The 19251-nt window shown below is 32.4% G+C and carries 20 protein-coding genes; 5 read left to right on the forward strand and 15 right to left on the reverse strand.

The genetic code is table 11. From position 1 onward, the window contains the following. Nucleotides 1-8: 8 nt before the first annotated feature. Both E0I61_RS15145 and E0I61_RS15150 read left to right on the forward strand, forming a co-directional pair. A complete protein-coding gene (locus E0I61_RS15145; RefSeq protein WP_132072470.1) occupies nt 9-1592 on the forward strand; it encodes a sensor histidine kinase in 1584 nt (527 codons plus the stop codon). A gap of 3 nt (nt 1593-1595) precedes the next feature. Further along, nucleotides 1596-2312, forward strand: a complete 717-nt coding sequence (locus tag E0I61_RS15150) for a response regulator transcription factor (protein ID WP_091170468.1) — start codon at nt 1596-1598, stop codon at nt 2310-2312. A gap of 55 nt (nt 2313-2367) precedes the next feature. Here the strand turns inward: E0I61_RS15150 and E0I61_RS15155 are convergent, their stop codons facing one another. The 8 genes from E0I61_RS15155 to E0I61_RS15190 all read right to left on the reverse strand — a co-directional run bounded on the left by E0I61_RS15155 (nt 2368) and on the right by E0I61_RS15190 (nt 10460). After that, entirely contained in the window at nt 2368-3108 is a 741-nt protein-coding gene (locus E0I61_RS15155; protein WP_132072472.1) for an acyl-[acyl-carrier-protein] thioesterase, read from the reverse strand. Nucleotides 3109-3166: 58 nt separating this feature from the next. Further along, nucleotides 3167-4093, reverse strand: a complete 927-nt coding sequence (miaA, locus tag E0I61_RS15160) for a tRNA (adenosine(37)-N6)-dimethylallyltransferase MiaA (RefSeq protein ID WP_131997319.1) — start codon at nt 4091-4093, stop codon at nt 3167-3169. A 158-nt stretch (nt 4094-4251) separates the two neighbouring features. Next, entirely contained in the window at nt 4252-5082 is an 831-nt protein-coding gene (locus tag E0I61_RS15165; protein ID WP_132072474.1) for an ion transporter, read from the reverse strand. A gap of 27 nt (nt 5083-5109) precedes the next feature. Next, a complete protein-coding gene (locus tag E0I61_RS15170; RefSeq protein WP_132072476.1) occupies nt 5110-6471 on the reverse strand; it encodes an exonuclease domain-containing protein in 1362 nt (453 codons plus the stop codon). A gap of 53 nt (nt 6472-6524) precedes the next feature. Then, nucleotides 6525-7178, reverse strand: coding sequence for a YggS family pyridoxal phosphate-dependent enzyme (locus E0I61_RS15175; RefSeq protein ID WP_132072478.1), 654 nt, complete (start codon nt 7176-7178; stop codon nt 6525-6527). 33 nt (nt 7179-7211) lie between these two features. Beyond that, nucleotides 7212-8432 carry a DUF1015 domain-containing protein gene (locus E0I61_RS15180; protein ID WP_132072480.1) on the reverse strand — a complete coding sequence of 407 codons (1221 nt, stop codon included), beginning with the start codon at nt 8430-8432 and terminating at the stop codon, nt 7212-7214. A 99-nt stretch (nt 8433-8531) separates the two neighbouring features. After that, complete coding sequence (locus E0I61_RS15185) at nt 8532-9419, reverse strand: 3-hydroxyacyl-CoA dehydrogenase family protein (RefSeq protein ID WP_132072482.1); 888 nt, start codon at nt 9417-9419, stop codon at nt 8532-8534. Nucleotides 9420-9494: 75 nt separating this feature from the next. Then, nucleotides 9495-10460, reverse strand: coding sequence for a Gfo/Idh/MocA family protein (locus E0I61_RS15190; protein ID WP_131997301.1), 966 nt, complete (start codon nt 10458-10460; stop codon nt 9495-9497). Nucleotides 10461-10604: 144 nt separating this feature from the next. Between E0I61_RS15190 and E0I61_RS15195 the strand changes: the two genes are divergently transcribed. Further along, nucleotides 10605-11246, forward strand: coding sequence for a protein-L-isoaspartate(D-aspartate) O-methyltransferase (locus tag E0I61_RS15195; RefSeq protein ID WP_131997298.1), 642 nt, complete (start codon nt 10605-10607; stop codon nt 11244-11246). A 27-nt stretch (nt 11247-11273) separates the two neighbouring features. Here E0I61_RS15195 and E0I61_RS15200 read toward each other — a convergent pair whose 3' ends face one another. From E0I61_RS15200 to E0I61_RS15210, 3 genes are all read right to left on the reverse strand, one after another. Beyond that, nucleotides 11274-12323 (reverse strand): Fic family protein, encoded by a 1050-nt coding sequence (locus E0I61_RS15200; protein ID WP_131997295.1) that lies wholly within the window; start codon nt 12321-12323, stop codon nt 11274-11276. Nucleotides 12324-12403: 80 nt separating this feature from the next. Further along, nucleotides 12404-12856, reverse strand: coding sequence for an SsrA-binding protein SmpB (gene smpB / locus E0I61_RS15205; protein ID WP_131997292.1), 453 nt, complete (start codon nt 12854-12856; stop codon nt 12404-12406). Nucleotides 12857-12896: 40 nt separating this feature from the next. Further along, complete coding sequence (locus tag E0I61_RS15210) at nt 12897-13382, reverse strand: phosphoglycerate mutase family protein (protein ID WP_132072484.1); 486 nt, start codon at nt 13380-13382, stop codon at nt 12897-12899. A 49-nt stretch (nt 13383-13431) separates the two neighbouring features. On the opposite strand from E0I61_RS15210, the gene E0I61_RS15215 reads away from it, so the two are divergent. Further along, complete coding sequence (locus tag E0I61_RS15215; protein WP_131997286.1) at nt 13432-13662, forward strand: VF530 family protein; 231 nt, start codon at nt 13432-13434, stop codon at nt 13660-13662. 3 nt (nt 13663-13665) lie between these two features. Here E0I61_RS15215 and E0I61_RS15220 read toward each other — a convergent pair whose 3' ends face one another. The 4 genes from E0I61_RS15220 to E0I61_RS15235 all read right to left on the reverse strand — a co-directional run bounded on the left by E0I61_RS15220 (nt 13666) and on the right by E0I61_RS15235 (nt 16766). Further along, a complete protein-coding gene (locus tag E0I61_RS15220; protein ID WP_131997283.1) occupies nt 13666-14217 on the reverse strand; it encodes a DUF3575 domain-containing protein in 552 nt (183 codons plus the stop codon). Between the two features lie 146 nt (nt 14218-14363). Beyond that, nucleotides 14364-14912, reverse strand: a complete 549-nt coding sequence (locus tag E0I61_RS15225; RefSeq protein WP_131997280.1) for a GNAT family N-acetyltransferase — start codon at nt 14910-14912, stop codon at nt 14364-14366. Between the two features lie 2 nt (nt 14913-14914). Further along, nucleotides 14915-15853, reverse strand: coding sequence for an alpha/beta fold hydrolase (locus E0I61_RS15230; RefSeq protein ID WP_132072486.1), 939 nt, complete (start codon nt 15851-15853; stop codon nt 14915-14917). 55 nt (nt 15854-15908) lie between these two features. Then, the gene (locus E0I61_RS15235; protein WP_132072488.1) at nt 15909-16766 is read right to left on the reverse strand and encodes an aldose 1-epimerase family protein; all 858 of its coding nucleotides are present in this window, start codon (nt 16764-16766) and stop codon (nt 15909-15911) included. Nucleotides 16767-16938: 172 nt separating this feature from the next. On the opposite strand from E0I61_RS15235, the gene E0I61_RS15240 reads away from it, so the two are divergent. Then, complete coding sequence (locus tag E0I61_RS15240; RefSeq protein WP_132072490.1) at nt 16939-19206, forward strand: M1 family metallopeptidase; 2268 nt, start codon at nt 16939-16941, stop codon at nt 19204-19206. Nucleotides 19207-19251 lie beyond the last annotated feature (45 nt).

The following is a 19251-nucleotide window of genomic DNA, read 5'->3' on the forward strand; positions in this document are numbered from 1 at the left end:
TTGTTTCGATGAATAAACTTTTTTTTAGATTACTTGTTTTATTGATGAGTCTGTCCTTAATAGGGATAATTCTTGTTCAAGTATATTGGTTTAATACTTCATTCAAAAACAATGACGAGCAGTTTAAATTTCATGTCAAGCAAGTTATTGGTAATGTGGCAGATAAGCTTCAAAAGCAAGAGACCTATGATTTTTACGACAGATTAAATCATTATAAAGACAGTACTGGAAAAGTACCTGAAAAGGAAGAACTATTGGAGTTTTACTATGTTCAAAAAAACCCAGAAACAAAACAAACCATCATATATTCTAACAGTATAATTTCTGAAAATTATAATATTTCGCCAACGTTCTTTGATAAAAAATTTGATAATAAAAAATTTAAAAGCTTTAGTTCTAAACGTGTAACGGAAGTTTACAATAATAACTCTATGGATAAATCAGGAGTGAGTCAAAGTTTGATTCCTGATGTTAGAATTGAAAAATCAGGTAATCTTGCAGTTTTAGACAATGCTATTTTTGAAATTTCAGCCAAGGATGCATTGTTGGTAGTTCCAATTGATGAACGTGTTTCTAGTGATGTTTTACAGAAACTGATTAAAAAAGAATTAGAAGAATATGGTATTGAAACAAGATTTGAGTTTGGTATTTACAGCAATAATTTAGCTACCAAAATTAAATCAAACGAGTTTAAATATGATAAAGATGCCACCTATTCAATACCTATTTTTACAGATAATGAAGGGAATAGTAAGTACCAATTGTTAGTAACTTTTCCTCTAAAAAAGAAATTTTTATTATCAGAGCTCGTTAGTATAACAGTTCTTTCTATTGTTTTTACTCTGATTATTTTAATCGCGTATACGAGTGCATTGAATCAATTAATTCGTCAACGTCAAATTTCTGAAATCAAAAATGATTTCATTAATAATATGACGCATGAATTTAAAACACCAATTGCAACGATAAATTTAGCTTTGGATGCGATTAAAAATCCAAAAATAATAGATGATAAAGAGAAGGTTTTACGATACCTTCAAATGATTAAGGACGAAAATAAGCGCATGCATGCACAAGTAGAAAATGTATTGCGAATCTCTAAATTAGAAAAGAGAGAATTGGATATTACCAAGGAATCAAATAATATTCATGAGATTATTGAAGATGCAATAGATCATGTGAATTTGATTTTAGAAGACAGGCAAGGAACAATTACCTGCCATTTTAAGGCGATTAGAACCACAGTTTTAATCAATGATGTTCATTTTACTAATGTCATTGTGAATATTTTAGAAAATGCGATAAAATACTCGCCTAATGTTCCTGAAATTGAAATTTTCACTGAAAATATCAAAGATATGGTCATTATCAAAGTAAAAGATAGTGGTTTGGGAATGAGTAAAATAGCTCAGAAAAGAATTTTTGAAAAATTCTACAGAGAACACACCGGAGACATTCATAATGTTAAAGGACACGGTTTAGGTTTAGCTTACGTAAAAAGAATTGTTGACGACCATAACGGTCAAGTATATGTAGAAAGTGAAAAGGGAAAAGGGAGTACCTTCATAATAAAATTACCATTAATAAATTAGAATATGGAAAATGTAAATAAAAAAATACTTTTAGTTGAAGATGACCTTAATTTTGGAGCGGTTTTAAAAGATTATTTAATGCTAAATGATTTTGATGTCACTTTAGCCAAAAATGGAATGGAAGGGTTCGAAAAATTCAAAAAGGATACTTATGATTTATGTATTCTGGATGTAATGATGCCTTACAAAGATGGTTATACTTTGGCGAAAGAAATCAGAGAAAAAAACAATGAAGTGCCAATTATATTCTTAACAGCAAAATCGATGAAAGAAGATGTGTTGAAAGGATATAAAGCGGGTGCTGACGATTATTTGAATAAACCGTTTGATTCTGAAGTATTGTTGATGAAAATCAAAGCGATAATTCAAAGAAAATCATCGGATACCAAAGCAGAGCAAGTACAATTTGAATTTAATATTGGTAAATTCCATTTGAATTCAAAACTTCGTTTTTTAACTTTTAATAATGAAGAGCCAATAAAATTATCTCCAAAAGAGAATGAATTATTGAAAATGTTAATTCTTCACGAAAATGATTTGATGCCAAGAGAATTGGCATTGACGAAAATTTGGAGAGATGACAACTATTTTACTTCCAGAAGTATGGATGTGTACATCGCTAAGTTGAGAAAGTATTTGAAACTTGATGAAGATGTGGAAATTTTAAACATCCACGGAGAAGGATTCAGATTAGTTGTTAAGAATAAAGTAGCAGAATAAATAGATATAAGCCTCAAGAAATTGAGGCTTTTTTTTTTGGAGCGAAAGGACTTTTTTATTTCCAGTTCAATTGTAAAGCGAAACTCGTCTTATCTTCTTTTGTAATACTAAAAACAGTCTCTCTTTCAGAAATACTTTCGTGAATAATCACTTTGTCTTTTAATGATAATTCCTTTAAGAAATTCATTTCAAAACTTTCAATTTTTTGATTCAGGATTAATTTTTCGTCAACCAGATCCAAACACCATTCCAGGTATTTGACATTATTGACATGATTTACAATGTCTAGATCGGATAAAAATACATTTCTTTCAAAAACTATTTCTTTTTCATAATTGAAATTGATTTTAGAAAAACCTTCTATAGTGGCTCTTTTTTCGGGATATAATTCAAAATGTTCAAACGGTAAAGCCAATCCTTCCGGCCGACGTTTTTTAGTATTAAAAACAGCCCAAAAAGTCTCAGAGCCTACAATTTTATCTCCATTTATGTGCATTTCCAGCGCCCGTACTGAACGGGAGTTCTCCAAGGAATTGATCCATGTTTTCACGGTTACAGTATCTCCCCATTTTGGTAATTCAGAGATTTCAACTCGCATTCTGCTCAAGACCCATGCTTGGTCAAATTCCTGCATGTCAGTAAAACTGATTCCACCAATTTCTGAATGTGCCGCAGCTGTTAATTGTAAAATATTACACAAATCAGTGTATTTTAAAAATCCATTTGGCGCGCATTGTGTAAAATTGATTTCCCAGTCTTTGCTAAGAACAGAAGTAAAATTTGGAGAGATAGGCATGTAGAGAATTATTAATTGTGAATTATAAATTATGAATTTGTATTCTTAGATATAAGATTTATTGTTTTACTTTTTTTGAATTAATGTAATCCACAATAGCTTCATACGGAGTTTCGAAATCAAACCATTTGGTGTTTTCATTTCTTTTGAACCAAGTCAACTGGCGTTTTGAAAATCTTCGAGTGTTTTTCTTTATTTCTTCGATAGCAAATTCTAATGAAATTTCTCTGTCAAAATAGCTGAATAATTCTCTGTAACCTACAGTTTGCAAAGCATTCAACTCTTTATTTGGAAATAATGTTTTGGCTTCAGCCAGAAGCCCCTCATTCATCATGACATCAACACGTTGATTGATTCGACTGTAAATGATTTTTCTGTCGGCTTCTAAACCAATTAAAATAGGAGTAAAGTTGCGTGTGTTTTGCTTCTGGTTTAAAAAAGAAGAATAGGGTTTCCCAGAACCCAAGCATACTTCTACAAAACGCATCATTCGTTGTGGGTTTTGCAATGTTTGAGGATTTTCGGCGGTCAAACTTTTGTAATAATCAGGATCTAAAACTTCCAGTTTTTGTTGCAAATACCCAATTCCTAGTTTTTCGTAATTTGTGGTTATTTCAGTACGTACTGCAGCATCTATTTCGGGAAATTCATCAAAACCCTTTAGAATGGCATCTACATACAATCCGGAACCGCCAACCAGAATGGCATAATCATTTGTCAAAAATAATTGGTCAAGTTTAGCAATAGCTTCTTTCTCGAAATCACCAACTGTATAATTCTCTAATATTGATTTGTTTTGGATGAAATGATGGGTAGTCGCTGCTAACTCGGCTTTGCTTGGTACAGCGGTTCCAATGGTCATTTCCTTGAAAAACTGTCTGCTGTCACAGGAAATAATATCACATTTAAAATAGTTAGCTAATACTATACTCAAGGAAGTTTTTCCTATAGCCGTGGGCCCAATAATGGTTATTAAGTATTTCATATTTCTTAGCCCAGATGGAAACGGAAACCCCGGAGTTATGAAAGTTTGTTTTTCTTGGTGTAGAAGAGCGACCAAAGGAAGCTCCTTTTATGCCTTAGAAAAACAACTGGGATAACGAGAGTTGCAGTGTACAGCTGGAATTGCTTCAAATTAATAAATTATAGTTCTGCACCACAATGGTAGCAGTATTTTGCGTTATGTTCATGTCCTTCAGTACCACAACTTGGGCAAGGATTGATTTTTTCTAAATTATTTTTTTTACGATTGCTGTTTGCGAATTCCGCAGAAACTATTCCTGTAGGAACCGCAATAATGCCATAACCCATTATCATTACTGCCGATGCTATGGCTTGTCCTAGCGGTGTTATAGGCGAAATATCTCCATATCCTACCGTTGTCAGTGTTACGATTGTCCAATAAATACTGATAGGAATACTGGTAAAACCGCCTTCTTTTCCTTCAACGATATACATTACTGAGCCAATGATGATACTGCTGATTAACATGAAATAGATGAAAATAAGTATTTTTCCTTTACTGGCAATCAACGCTTCTTTTAAGTGGGTGGATTGGCTGGAGAATTTTGGGTGTTTCAGAATCTTGAATAATCGCAACAATCGTAAAGCTCTAACGACTGTTAAAACGCTTGTTCCAACAAAAAACAGGGAGAAATACATAGGTAATGTTGCAATCAAATCAATTATTCCATAAAAACTAAAGATATATTTTATGGGGTTTTTAATCGATATAATTCTAAGAATGTATTCTAAAGTAAAGAAAATAGTAATAATCCATTCCAAAACAATGAGTTGTTGGTGGTACTTTGTGTCAAAACCTTTGACTGTTTCAAGCATCACTATAACGACACTCAATAGAATAACGCCTAAAAGAATGAGGTCAAATAATCTTCCGGAAGCGGTATTTGTTCCGTAAATTACGATATTAGTTCTTTGTCTAAAAGCATCAAATTTTGACTTTAATCTTTGCATAATTATGTTGTAATTATTAGCATATGATTAGAATTTTACAATTTTCAGTGTTTTACTTTTTCGAACATGACCTTGAATGATAGTACGTGTATCCTTATTATTTTGCATGGGAATAATAATATTTTTAAGGATTTCGATGTTGTTTATTTGATAGTTTAAATCATAGAAAGCATAGCCTTTATAAATTCCGTTTTCAATTAAAACTGCACTGCGTTCATTGATGGTTCTTCCTTGGTCAACAAGTAGCATATTTTGATTTTCGAAGCTATTATTTTCTATAAATGCCTGAACTCTTGCGTTATATTCTTCAGCAGAAATCTCTCCAATGCAAGCACCGTCACACTCTTTTATATTGTATTGAAAACAGTTAGTTTTTGAAACATATAAACCGGTAAGTTTTTGGCATAAATTATAATGGGATGTTATTCTGAACAACGCATTTTTTCCTTCTTGTAAGGAAGTAAATGAGGTGATTTCTTTTTTTCGACCGTCTGCTTTTTGAAGTTTTAGATTGAGATAACCATTTTTATCTTTTTCAGCGTATAAAGCCAATTGGGAAGTATTTTTTCTTTGTCCTCGGTTATGAATAGGTTTGTTGATTTTTATTTCTTCACTTTCTTTCAATAAAGCGATCAATTCACTTCCGGTTTCATCATATGTTACCGTAAAAACTTCGGCTTGTATTTTCTTGCATTTTGTGGAAGTCCCCGTAAAATGCTGATTTACACGTTTTTTTATGTTTCGGCTTTTGCCAATATAGATCAGATTTCCTTTTTCATTGTGAATGTAATAGATGCCTGTTTTAGCGGGTAAACCAGAAACAATATCCAGTAATTTTGGAGCGATTCCTTTTTCGATTTCCAGTTTTATAAAATCTTTTACAATTTCTTTTTCTAAATCTTTTTCTAAAAGAATTTTAAATAGTTTGACTGTCGCCAAAGCATCGCCACTAGCTCTGTGTCTATCTGCCATTGGGATTCCAAGCGCACGAACTAGTTTTCCTAAACTATGGGATGGTTGCTCCGGTAATAGTTTTTTTGATAATTCAACGGTACAAAGTGTTCTGGCTTCAAAATCATATCCTAATCGTCTAAATTCAGTTCGTAAAATTCTATAATCGAAAGAAGCATTATGGGCCACAATAACACAATCATTTGTCATTTCGATAATACGTTTGGCCACTTCAAAAAACTTTGGAGCAGAATGTAACATAGCATTATTAATCCCCGTTAGTTTCACTACAAATGGCTGAATTGGAATTTCCGGATTTACTAAACTGATGAATTGATCCACAACTTCATGACCATCAAATTTATAGATGGCGATTTCAGTGATTCCTTCTTCGTTGAATTGTCCTCCAGTGGTTTCTATGTCTAGTATTGCGTACAAATTTTTTATTTAATGTTTAATGTTTCAAGTTACGAAACATCTGAAATCAAAAATCAATTTCTTCCTCCAAAGATACTACTTCCAATCCGAACCATTGTGCTTCCACATTCAATTGCGAGTTGATAATCGCCGGACATTCCCATAGAAAGAATGGTAAATTGTGAATTATGAATTATGCATTGATCAAAAATAGATTTCAAATGGGTGAATTCTTTCTTGATTTGATCTTTATTGTCTGTAAAAGTTGCCATTCCCATTAATCCAACGATTCTAATGTTTTTCAGTTCTTGAAATTCATTTGAAGATAGGAGTGAAGCGAGTTCTTTCTCGTCAAGACCAAATTTAGTCTCCTCTTCAGCAATATGTATTTGTAATAAACAATCGATAACTCTATTGTGTTTTAGCGCCTGTTTGTTGATTTCCTGTACTAATTTTAAGCTATCTACTCCATGAATCAAGCTCACAAATTGTGCCATAAATTTGACTTTATTTGTTTGAACGTGACCGATCATATGCCATTGAATGTCTTTGGGCATTTGTTCCCATTTCTCGGCCATTTCCTGGATTTTGTTTTCTCCAAAAATGCGTTGACCGGCTTCATACCCTTCCATTAAATCCGAAACAGGTTTGGTTTTTGAAACCGCAACTAAGGTTACGTCTGACGGTAAGGTTGATTTTATCTTGAGTAAGTTGTTTGCTATTGACATTTTAATGTTTTGATTTTAAAGCGTTACTAAAACCTAAAGTTCATAAACGACTAATCCGCTTCTAAACTTGGGTTCGATGTACGTACTTTTTGGAGGCATTATTAAATTGGCGTCAGCCAAAGCTTTTATTTCTCCAATATTTGAGGGGAATAATATAAAACCAATTTCAAATTCTCCTTGGTCAATTTTATTTTTTACCTCTAAAACGGATTGTTTTCCTGAAAGATATTCTATTCGTTCGTCATTGCGTAAATCTTCAATGGCTAGAATTGGCAGCAACACTTTCTTGTATAAAATTTGTGTGTCTAAACTATCCAGAGCTGTTTTGAAAACTTCATTTTCTTTTCGCAAAATTAAGCTATAAAAGGCATTGTCAAGATACATTCCGAACTGATGCTTTTGAGAAGGCTGAAAAGGTTGTTGGAATTTGTTTTCAACAATGAAATTCTTTTCTAATTCATTTATGAAATCTTCTTTCGAAAAACCGTTTAAATCTTTTACCAAACGATTGAATTCATATATTTTGACATTGTTTTCGGAAATTAAATAGCTCAGAATATGATTTTTTGCTGTATTTTCTGAATCATCATTTTCTTCGGATAGTAATTTCAGTGCTTCGGTACGATGATGACCGTCAGCTATGTAAAGATTATTTGTTTTTTCAAATATGTTTTGTAGCCAATTGATTTCTAATGCATCTTCAATTTTCCACAGATAATGAATCTCTTTTTTTGTGGTTGAAAATTCAAAATCGGCTAATTTTTGGGTACAATTAAAAATCCAGTTTTCAATCGTTTTATTATCAGGATACGTCATTAAAACCGGTTCTGTATTGAACTCTGAATATTTCATGTATTCTTTTAGTAATCGGACTCTGAAAGCAATAATGTCTTCATGTTTTTTGATGATATCATTGCGATAATCTTCTACGCTTGTCCCTGCAATAATCCCTGTGAATGATTGTGTTTTGGTAACAATTTTATGAATATAAATGGCAGGTTTTTTGTCTTTTACTAAAATGATTTCATTTTTGAAATCCTCGTATTTTTGATGTACTTGTCGGTATCTTTTTTCAAAAGAAACGCTTTCCTGATTGGTGTAAGCGGGTTTTAGTATATGCAAAAAAGACAACGGATTGAAATCCAATTGCGCTGCTAATTCAGCATTTACATATTCTTCATAAGAACGACAAGTGACAAGACAAACCTTATCACGAGTAGGACGAACTGCTTTGAAAGGAACTATTTTGGCCATAATTATGTTAAAAGTCGAAAGTCATAAAGTCATAAAGTCATAAAGTCGAATGTTTAAAGAAACGGACTTTAAGACTTTTGACTTTCAAACTTTATGACATTAAATAAATTGTTTAGAAATTTTCTCTGCTTTTTTGCTTTCAGAATAATCGTAGAAACCTTCACCAGATTTCACTCCCATTCTTCCTGCACGAACCATATTTACCAGTAATGGACAAGGCGCATATTTTGGGTTTTTGAAACCGTCGTACATTACATTTAGAATGGCCAAACATACATCAAGACCAATAAAATCTGCTAATTGTAAAGGTCCCATTGGGTGTCCCATTCCGAGTTTCATAACAGTGTCAATTTCATAAACACCCGCCACTTTATTGTATAATGTTTCGATAGCTTCGTTAATCATTGGCATCAAAATTCTATTGGCAACAAAACCAGGATAATCGTTTACTTCAACAGGTATTTTTCCTAATTTCTCAGAAAGATTCATGATGATTTTTGTCACTTCGTCAGAAGTATTATAACCACGAATAATTTCTACCAGTTTCATGATAGGCACCGGATTCATAAAGTGCATTCCGATAACACGTTCCGGATGAGCCACAACTGCTCCAATTTGAGTAATCGAAATGGAAGAAGTATTGGTTGCCAAAATCGTATTGTGAGAACAAGCTTCGTTTAATTGTTTGAAAATATTTAATTTCAATTCAACATTTTCTGTCGCAGCTTCAACCACTAAATCTACACCTACAACACCATCTTTAATATCTGTATAAGTGATAATATTGGTGATCGTTTTAGCTTTGTCTTCTTGGGTGATACTCCCTTTTGCAATCATTCGGTCTAAATTAGCGGCGATAGTTGCCATTCCTTTATCCAAAGATTTCTCTGAAACATCTATTAATTTTACGGTAAAACCACTTTGTGCAAAGGTGTGGGCGATTCCATTCCCCATTGTTCCTGCTCCGATTACGGCTATTGCTTTCATATTTTTTAGTTTAAAGTTTAAAAGTTTAAAGTTTAAAGTTCTCTTGAGCAACTTTAAACTTTAAACAAATTTTATTTACTTTTTAAAACAATCAATAATTTGATACGCCACTCTTAACGCTTCAGTTGCTTGTTCCAATGTTACAACAGGTTCTGTATCATTGATTATAGCATCTGCAAATGATTCCAGTTCATCAAGAATTGCGTTGTTTTGTTCTACATCTGGATTGGAGAAGTAGATTTGTTTTTTTACGCCTTCAGCATTTTGTAAAATCATATCAAAATCACCGGGAACTTCCGGAGCATCTTTCATTTTTACCACTTCACATTTCTTTTCTAAGAAATCAACTGAGATATAAGCATCTTTTTGGAAAAAACGAGATTTACGCATGTTTTTCATCGAAATTCTGCTCGCAGTTAAATTGGCAACACAACCATTTTCGAATTCTATCCTGGCATTGGCAATATCCGGCGTATCACTGATAACCGAAACACCACTGGCATTTATATTTTTCACTTTTGATTTTACAACGCTCAAAATAGCATCAATATCATGGATCATCAAATCTAAAACTACGGGAACATCGGTTCCACGAGGATTGAATTCAGCAAGACGATGGGTTTCAATAAACATAGGATTTTCAATCATATTCTTGGTAGCGATAAATGCTGGATTGAAACGCTCCACATGACCTACTTGACCTTTGACATTATATGCTGCCGCCAAAGCGATAATTTCTTCGGCTTCTTCCACCGTATTTGAAATGGGTTTTTCAATAAAAACGTGCTTGCCGGATTTAATGGCTACTTTGGCACATTTGTAGTGAGAAAGAGTTGGTGTTACAATGTCAATTACATCAACTGCATGAATAAGAGTGGCAATTGTGCTAAAATGTTTATAGCCGAATTCTTTAGAAACCTTTTCGGCATTCTCTTGATTTGGGTCATAAAAACCGACTAATTCATATTTATCAGATTGTTGTAATAAACGCAAATGTATTTTTCCTAGATGACCAGCACCTAATACTCCAATTTTCAGCATAACGATGTAATTTTTACAAAAATAGCAATAAAATGATTAATCTATTATTGATATGGGACAATTATTTAGTTAATTTAAAATTTAAAATCCAACATTTGAATTCAGAAATTCTTTTCTATTTTTACCAAAATAAAATATTAAATTTTGAAAGACACAGCCAAGCATCAAGGACTTCGGAATCAATTAATAAGCGTTTTAGAGCAAAAAGGGATTACTGATAAAAGTGTTTTGGATGCGATAAAAAAGATTCCAAGACATTTATTTTTAAATTCCAGTTTTGAAGATTATGCTTATCAAGATAAAGCATTTCCTATTGGTGCTGGTCAAACGATATCGCAACCATATACAGTAGCTTTTCAATCTCAATTATTAGAAGTAAAAAAAGAGCATAAAATTTTAGAAATAGGAACAGGTTCTGGATATCAAACAGCTGTTTTATGTTTGTTAGGAGCCAAAGTATTTAGCGTTGAAAGACAAAAAGAATTGTTTAAGCAAACTTCTGTTTTATTTCCAAAATTGAATATTCGCCCCAAACATCTTTCTTTTGGAGATGGTTATAAAGGGTTGCCAAGTTATGCCCCTTTTGATAGTATTATCGTAACTGCAGGTGCTCCATTTATACCTCAGCCTTTGATGGCACAGCTAAAAATAGGAGGAAGGCTAGTTATTCCGTTAGGGGAAGAGGTACAAATTATGACTTTGTTAATTCGAAAAAATGAAACACAATTCGAGAAACATGAGTTTGGTGAATTTAGATTCGTTCCTTTATTAGAAGATAAAAATTAAATAAAAACCCGCTAATCAGCGGGTTTCTTATTGACCAATAATATTTAAATACCGTTCTAAACTTTCTTTTTCTATTTGAGCAATAAACAATAAAAAATCTTCTTTATTGTTTTTTGTTTGAGCCGTTTCCAGTGCTTGGTAATATTGCATTCGACTGTTATAATCGCCTTTTATATTGGCGATAATATAACCATGTTGTAATAAAATTAAGTTCATAACTAAACGCGATGTTCTACCATTCCCATCAATAAATGGATGGATGGTGACTAAACGCTCGTGTATTTCACCCGCCAAAACTATAGGATGAAGACTTGATTTATTGGTTTCATACCAAATAAAAAAAGCTTCCATTTCTTTGGCAACCAGAAACGGTTGTGGTGGCATATGGCTGCTCCCTTGAATCATCACCTGCACTTTCCTGTAGCGACCCGCATCTTCAGGATGAATCCCTCTCAAAATAAGATTATGGATAGACAGTACTTCGCGTTCATTTATAGAAGTATTTCTTTGCATTAAATCTTTTATGTATGCAATCGCTTCTTGATGATTAATCACCTCAAGATGTTCTCGCATACTTTTTCCAGAAATAGTTAAACCTTCATTGATAACTAAATCAGTTTCGCGTAACGTCATGGTATTTCCTTCAATTCGGTTACTTTCAAAAGTATATTCTAATTCGAGTGCCTGAGCAATACGATAACTGTCAAACTGACGAAAACTATCCAGTTTTGTTTTTAATGTATCTATTTCATCTAAAATTTTCTGAAGTGTAGTAGATAATTTTTTCTTTGAAGGTTTGCTTTGGTATCTAATTTCTTCTTCTGCAACCAGTAATGCTTTTAGCGCAAATTCATCTTCGCCAATTTCATAAAGAATTTTCTCTTTAAGCCAAATTACCATTATTGTTTCTAAATCTATTTCCAGTAAAGAAGCTAACTTTATAACTTGTTCTCTGGTGGGTTTTCTGCCTCCACTTTCAAATTTACTTATTAAAGCTTGATCAATTCCTAAAAGCTGAGCCACTTCTCTAGTTTTGAGTCCTTTTTGTTCTCTTGCGTTTTTGAGTAGTGTTTTCATTTTTAAAAATGTTTTAAATTGTCTTGACAAATTTAGTCATTTTTTTAAGTAAAAAATAATTCATTCAATACTTTTTTAATTTAAAATGATTTTTTGATTCTGTCTAAGTCACGTTTAGTGTCTTGTTCTTTAAGAGATTCACGCTTGTCGTAGGTTTTTTTACCTTTACAAAGACCAATCTGTAGTTTAGCCATTCCTTTTTCATTGGTAAATAATTTCAAGGGAACTATGGTTAATCCTTTGGCTTGAACACTTTTTAGCAAACCTTTTAATTCTCTTTTATTCAAAAGTAATTTACGTTCGCTTCTGGCTTTATGATTGAATTGATTGCCAAAAGTATATTCTTCAATATAGGTATTTATTGCAAAAAGTTCGTTATTACTAAATTCACAAAAACTCTCTGTAATATTTGCTTTTCCTAATCGGATAGATTTGATTTCGGTTCCGGCTAAAACAATTCCAGCAGTGAAGGTCTCGATTATTTCATAGTCAAATCGAGCTCTTTTGTTTAATATATTTATTGTTTTTAGCATAGTTTGCAAATGTAGCAAAAATTAAAGGTTTAGCAATAACTTATGGCAATTTCAGCAATTGGTGTGTAATCGAGTCTCCATTTATAGTTACAATATAAAGATTACCAAAAATAGTATCTTCAATATCCGCATAAATCTTTTGATTAATAATTTGATTTACAAAAATCGGTGTAGTATTGCTATGTCCAACAATCAAAACCTTTTTTTCTAAAGTTTCTTTTTTGAAAGATTCAATAGCTATATTTTTAGGGTTATACAGTTTAATTTGAATCTTCTTGGCTGTAGCTGTAGGACTTGCAGTTTGTATTGTTCTTTTATAATCCGTTGAGTAGATTTCATCAAAACTAACTTCTGAGAATATTTTGTTCCAAAGATTAGCTCTTTCCAAACCGCTTTCCGATAAATCAGGATTTTGAGAATTATCTGTTTTTTCAGCGTGACGTATAAAATAATAAGTTGTTGTATTTTGTTGTCCAAAACTAACTTGCAAAGCAAAAAAAGCGATTATAAGTATGAATTTTTTCATTTGAATAAATTTAAAAAATTATTATTTACTGATTTTATATATTTGCAAAATGGAAAACTCAAAATCAAAAGACCCGCTTCACGGAATTACACTTCAAAGAATCGTTGAACAATTAGTTGATTATTATGGGTTCGATACTCTTGGAGAATTAGTAAAAATTAAATGTTTTACAGATAATCCAAGTATAAAATCCAGTTTAACTTTTTTACGAAAAACGGATTGGGCAAGAAAACAAGTGGAAGATTTGTATATAAAATCAGTAGCTAAATTACCCAAATAGGTTTTAGTTTAACTTATAAGAAACCATAACGCCACCTCTGTAAGGCAGCCATTCGCCGCTTTTGTTATATTTTTGAGCTTTCTCGTAACGTTCGCCAGTAGTTAAGTCATATCCTTTATAAAAACCTTGATGCCAACCGCCGCCTAAGAAACAATCCAACATAAATTTGTCATTGATTTTCACTTGATATCCAATAGTTGAACCAATGAAATACCCAAACCCTTTTTCATATAAAGTAGTATTCAAATAATTCCATTTCTGGAAATTAAATATGCTCGCACCAATATGAGCACCTGCATAAAAACCATTGTATTTCTCTTTAAAATGATACCTATATTCAGGTGTGAAAGTATAAAATTCTCTAGGTTTACCATTTACTGATTCCCAAAAAGAAGCCAAAACATCAAATTGTAAAGTTGATTTTTCTCCAATACTGGTTTCAATACCAACATTTGGAACTGTCAATAAAGTAGTCAAAGCATTTGCTTTTATATACGTTTGTGCTTGTAATAAAAAAGAGAAGAAAAGAAAAGAGGCAATAAATAATTTTTTCATAAAGTATATTTTCTGTTGTTTTCCAGTCAATATTGACCACAAACAGGCGCAAATATAGAGATTAATGTTTGATTGCTTTTTATGTTTAAAGTTAATATTGTCAGTTTAAACGCATTTAACATTATAAAAGGAGACAAGAACAAAGACTATTTGTTCAAAATGGAATAAATTACCGTATCCAAAAATCGCCCTTCAAAAAATTCATTTTCTTTTAAATGCGCTTCTTTAACAAAACCATTATTTTCTAAAACTTTTGCAGATCCATGATTCTCAGGATCTATGAATGCTTCAATGGAATGTAGTTTCATTATTTTAAAACCATACTTGACTGCTTCTTTTACCGCTTCAGAAATAATTCCTTTTCCGTGAAATTCAGGAAGTAACATATACCCAATCTCAGCTCGATAATGTTCTGGTTTTATTCTGTAATGACCAATTACTCCAATTAGTTTTGGATCATTTTTCAATGTAATTGCCCAATTTATACCTTCATTAGTTTCTATTTTGGTATCTATCATTGCAATATGTTCCAAGGCATCTTCATCCGTTTTGACTAAAGGTCTTGGAATGTATTTCATCGTTTCCGGATTAGATCGCAAAGCTAAAATCTCTTTTATATCATTAGTATCCACTCTTCTTAAAAGCAAGCGTTCAGTTTCTAAATTTGGGAATGGACTGAAATTTATAGTTAACATTATTAGTTTTTATTTAAAAATTCGACAACTTTTTTATTTATAATTTCGGATTGATCAATAGATAAGAAATGCCCTGCGTCCCTGATAACTGCTGTTTCTACATTTGGAATTAATTTGTGTGCTTTCACGAATATTTTTTCACTATTCACGATATCATGATCACCAACCAAAACCAGAACAGGAATTTTTAATGATCTTAAATCCTTGTCTGAAAACCGTACCATATTTAATAACCTGGGTTTACTATTCCCATATTTATAAGCCAGATAAAGTTGTTCTTTAAAGATACTGTCAATTTTATCTGGATAGTATGAAAATGCATTAAAAAATTTCATTAAACTTTTTGGGCTTGGAAATAATTTAAGATTTAGTGCAGTGAGGACTTTCCATATGTTTTCGATGCCTCCAAAGGTTTGTGCAGGACTCAGTAAAACTATTTTCTTAATTTTATTATCAGGTTGTACGGCTAAATAGGTGGCCATCCAGCCGCCTCTCGACACCCCAACCAAATTAATGTTTTTCATCTGAAAATGCTCAAAAATCTCATTATAGAAATCAGCAGTTTCTTTATTGCTCAATTTAATACAGTTTGTTACCGACTTTCCAGCTTCTAAAGGAAAGTCAATCCCGTAAACCCTGTATCTTTTGCTGAATTCTTTGATGTTAGGAAACCACATGGAGGAACTTGCATCAGTACCATGGAATAAAATCACAGGCTCGCCATTTTTTGGTCCGCTGATGATGATATGTGCCATACCGTAACTTGTCATCACATCTGTTTCTTCAAACGGAATGTCCCATAATTTCAATGTTTGATTATAAGATTTAATATACAGAGCTTTATCTTTTTTGGAAGGAAAGACATAATCTTCGGATACTTTATAACTGGAACAACCGGATGATAAAAGTATAAAGATTAACAGAAGTGGTAAATTACGCATAGTTTTATTTAGTTACGAACTTCGGTTATATTTATTCAAATATAGAAAATAGTTTTCATAGGTTATAAATTTCAATGCTGAATTTTGCTTCAAAGTTTTCTCTGGAATTGAGGATCTGAATGCCTTCTTTCTCCAATAGATTTCCAGAATTCTCATTGGTATCCGAATAGCCAAACCAAGGTTCAATACAAAGAAATGGTGCATTCATTTTTGTCCAAATTCCTAAACTAGGAAAATTTTCAAAATTCACTTTTAAAATTGGATTTTCGTTTTCTAAAATCGTCAACGAATTCGATTGTAATGTTTTGAAAATCAAAGCGTCGTTTTCGAACAAATCATACGTTAGCGGAATCTGTTTATTATGAACTTCTAATTTTTTAGTTTTATTCGAAATTAAATCATCCTCCAAAAGATAATATTCTAAAAGTTCTTCTTTTTCGAAAGCAATAGAATAATTTTCGAATTGATTTGGTAAAGCAAAAGCGGGATGCGCTCCAATTGAAAATGGCATTTCCGTTTTTCCTTTATTAATAACTTTATATTCAATAGATAAATTATTTCCGTCTAATGTGTAAATGATTTGCAATTCAAATTCAAAAGGATAGACTTTCAAAGTTTGATCAGAAGATTGTATGGAGAAAGTAGCACTGGTTTCTTTTCTATCGATTAATTCAAACTCCATGTCTCTGGCAAAACCGTGTCGCGATAAATGATATTCCATTCCATTATGATGAAAGGAATTATTTTTTAATGTACCAACAATTGGAAACAAAATAGGAGAGTGCTTGCCCCAAAAATCAGGATTCCCTTCCCAAATGTATTCTCTATTCCGATTCGTTTTTAAGGAAATTAATTCAGCTCCAAGGTGCTTAATTTCAGCAGAAAGATTCGAGTTATTTATTATAGTTGTCAAAATTGTTCTTCGTTAATTTTAAAATTGATTTTTGTATGGTAAATATATTTTATAATTTTTAATTCTAATTAGGTTTAAGCTTGATTTTATTTATTTAAAATGGAATCTATTCTTTCTGAATAGTTTAAAATATTCTTTTTTTTCATTAATTTGTGATATAAATTTTAAGAAAATGAAAAACAGTCGCTTCAGAGTCATGCTATATTTGGCTTTATTATTAGGGTTTACGTCTATTTGGGCGCAACAAACCCCTGCAAATGTATCAAGTAACCCAATCTCAAATTATGATTATCATGATGCTTTTGCCCCATTTTTTTATTCAAAAAATGGAACAAGTACTCGTTCAGCAAGTGGGCAACCAGGGGCTGAATATTGGCAAAACAGAGCCGATTATCAATTGACGGCAAAATTGGATGAAAAAAAGAACGAAATTTCCGGAACAGGAATCATCACCTATACGAACAACAGCCCAGATAAATTGGCTTTTGTTTGGATGAATTTAGACCAAAATTTATTTAAAGCGGATTCCCGTGGAAATGCGGTTGTTCCTTTGACAGGAAGCCGAAATGGGGCTCAAGGCCAAATTTTTGACGGTGGACATAAAATAAAATCAGTTAAAGTAATTGCTACTGTAAAAGGAAAATCTACTGAGGTTGAAGCTAAGTATGTAATTAAGGATACCAGAATGCAGGTTTTTATTCCTGATGGATTGAGACCGAAAGGTGGTTCTGTTAAAATCAAAATTGACTTTTCTTTTATAGCTCCTTTTGAAGGTTCTGATAGAATGGGAGTTTTAGAAACTAAAAACGGAAAAATTTTCACCATAGCGCAGTGGTATCCACGTATGTGTGTGTATGATGATGTAAGAGGCTGGAATACTAATCCGTATTTAGGAGCTTCGGAATTTTACTTGGAATACGGTGATTTTGATGTGAGCATTACAGCGCCATCCAATCATATTGTAGTAGGTTCAGGAGAATTACTAAATCCTACAGTGGTTTATTCTACTGTGGAGCAAAATAGATTGGCTCAGGCAAAACAAAGTGATAAAACAGTTTTTATCCGTACTGCTGCCGAAGTTGCAAATGCATCAAAAACAGTTACTGCAACTACTAAAACGTGGAATTATAAAATTAAAAATGCCCGTGATTTTTCTTGGTCATCTTCAGCAGCATTTATTTTAGACGCTGCAAAAATAAATTTGCCTAGCGGAAAAAAATCATTGGCTATTTCTGTTTATCCTGTGGAAAGTGCCGGTGAAGCAGCTTGGGGACGTTCGACAGAATATACGAAAGCGTCAATTGAAAATTATTCTAAAAGATGGTTAGAATATCCTTATCCAGCGGCTACAAATGTTGCCGGAAACGAAGGTGGAATGGAATATCCAGGGATTGTTTTTTGTAGTTGGGAATCAAAAGGGGAAGATTTATGGGGCGTTACAGATCACGAATTTGGACACATTTGGTTTCCTATGATTGTTGGGTCAAACGAAAGAATGTTTGCTTGGATGGATGAAGGTTTTAATACTTTTATTAATTCATTGAGTTCTGTTGATTTTAATAATGGCGAATACAAAGATAAACCAGCTGATATGCACCAAAGAGCTGAAGTGTATACGAGTCCAAATCTTGAAACTATAATGAGTTCGCCTGATAATATGAAGGAAGCTAATATTGGTCTTTTAGCGTATTCAAAACCAAGTTCAGGATTAGTGATTTTGCGTGAACAAGTTCTTGGACCAGAGCGTTTTGATTTAGCTTTGCGAACGTATGTAGAACGTTGGGCTTACAAACATCCACAACCGGATGACTTTTTCAGAACGATTGAAAATGTTGCAGGAGAAGATCTGAGTTGGTTTTGGAGAGGTTGGTTCCAATACAACTGGCGTTTAGATCAAGGAATTAATTCGATAAAGTACGTGAAAAACGATCCAAAACAAGGAGTTGTAATTTCGATTGAAAACTTCGAAAAAATGGCAATGCCTGTAACGTTAGATATAAAAACCAAAAGCGGAAAAGTAAGTCGTGTTAAATTGCCGGTTGAAGTTTGGCAAAGAAATGTTGACTGGTCATTCAAACATAATTCTACTGAAGAAATCGAAAGTATTACTCTTGACCCGGATCATGCTTTGCCAGATAGTAATAAAGAAAATAATACTTGGACATCTGCCAATGGAATGATTGATGTTGACATTATCTTAGATGAATATTTAGGAACCTATTCTAATAAAAATGCTCCAATAAAAATTGTGTTTTCAGAGAAGAATAATGCTTTAAATGTTGCCATAACGAATTATCCATCATTTACTGTTGAACGTATTGAGAAAGATACTTTTAAGTCTAAACAAGCAGGAATTACATTTCAATTTAATGAAAGTAAAACTGGATTAGACATGATTTTGAGTGACGGGCAGAAAATACCGTTTACAAAAGACAAATAGTATTTTGACATACTAAAAAAGAAAAGACTTGTAGTAATTAAATCT

The organism is Flavobacterium ranwuense (genome assembly GCF_004349315.1).
In the GTDB taxonomy this organism is placed as follows: domain Bacteria; phylum Bacteroidota; class Bacteroidia; order Flavobacteriales; family Flavobacteriaceae; genus Flavobacterium; species Flavobacterium ranwuense.

What these genes read in the sequence shown, in the direction of transcription:
- E0I61_RS15230 (WP_132072486.1), bottom strand. Translation starts at nt 15,853, where the DNA reads ATGCGTAATTTACCACTTCTGTTAATCTTTATACTTTTATCATCCGGT.
- E0I61_RS15200 (WP_131997295.1), bottom strand. Translation starts at nt 12,323, where the DNA reads ATGAAAACACTACTCAAAAACGCAAGAGAACAAAAAGGACTCAAAACT.
- E0I61_RS15175 (WP_132072478.1), bottom strand. Translation starts at nt 7,178, where the DNA reads ATGTCAATAGCAAACAACTTACTCAAGATAAAATCAACCTTACCGTCA.
- E0I61_RS15190 (WP_131997301.1), bottom strand. Translation starts at nt 10,460, where the DNA reads ATGCTGAAAATTGGAGTATTAGGTGCTGGTCATCTAGGAAAAATACAT.
- E0I61_RS15165 (WP_132072474.1), bottom strand. Translation starts at nt 5,082, where the DNA reads ATGCAAAGATTAAAGTCAAAATTTGATGCTTTTAGACAAAGAACTAAT.
- E0I61_RS15215 (WP_131997286.1), top strand. Translation starts at nt 13,432, where the DNA reads ATGGAAAACTCAAAATCAAAAGACCCGCTTCACGGAATTACACTTCAA.
- E0I61_RS15240 (WP_132072490.1), top strand. Translation starts at nt 16,939, where the DNA reads ATGAAAAACAGTCGCTTCAGAGTCATGCTATATTTGGCTTTATTATTA.
- E0I61_RS15210 (WP_132072484.1), bottom strand. Translation starts at nt 13,382, where the DNA reads ATGAAAAAATTCATACTTATAATCGCTTTTTTTGCTTTGCAAGTTAGT.
- E0I61_RS15145 (WP_132072470.1), top strand. Translation starts at nt 9, where the DNA reads ATGAATAAACTTTTTTTTAGATTACTTGTTTTATTGATGAGTCTGTCC.
- E0I61_RS15185 (WP_132072482.1), bottom strand. Translation starts at nt 9,419, where the DNA reads ATGAAAGCAATAGCCGTAATCGGAGCAGGAACAATGGGGAATGGAATC.
- E0I61_RS15180 (WP_132072480.1), bottom strand. Translation starts at nt 8,432, where the DNA reads ATGGCCAAAATAGTTCCTTTCAAAGCAGTTCGTCCTACTCGTGATAAG.
- E0I61_RS15220 (WP_131997283.1), bottom strand. Translation starts at nt 14,217, where the DNA reads ATGAAAAAATTATTTATTGCCTCTTTTCTTTTCTTCTCTTTTTTATTA.
- smpB (WP_131997292.1), bottom strand. Translation starts at nt 12,856, where the DNA reads ATGCTAAAAACAATAAATATATTAAACAAAAGAGCTCGATTTGACTAT.
- miaA (WP_131997319.1), bottom strand. Translation starts at nt 4,093, where the DNA reads ATGAAATACTTAATAACCATTATTGGGCCCACGGCTATAGGAAAAACT.
- E0I61_RS15225 (WP_131997280.1), bottom strand. Translation starts at nt 14,912, where the DNA reads ATGTTAACTATAAATTTCAGTCCATTCCCAAATTTAGAAACTGAACGC.
- E0I61_RS15155 (WP_132072472.1), bottom strand. Translation starts at nt 3,108, where the DNA reads ATGCCTATCTCTCCAAATTTTACTTCTGTTCTTAGCAAAGACTGGGAA.
- E0I61_RS15150 (WP_091170468.1), top strand. Translation starts at nt 1,596, where the DNA reads ATGGAAAATGTAAATAAAAAAATACTTTTAGTTGAAGATGACCTTAAT.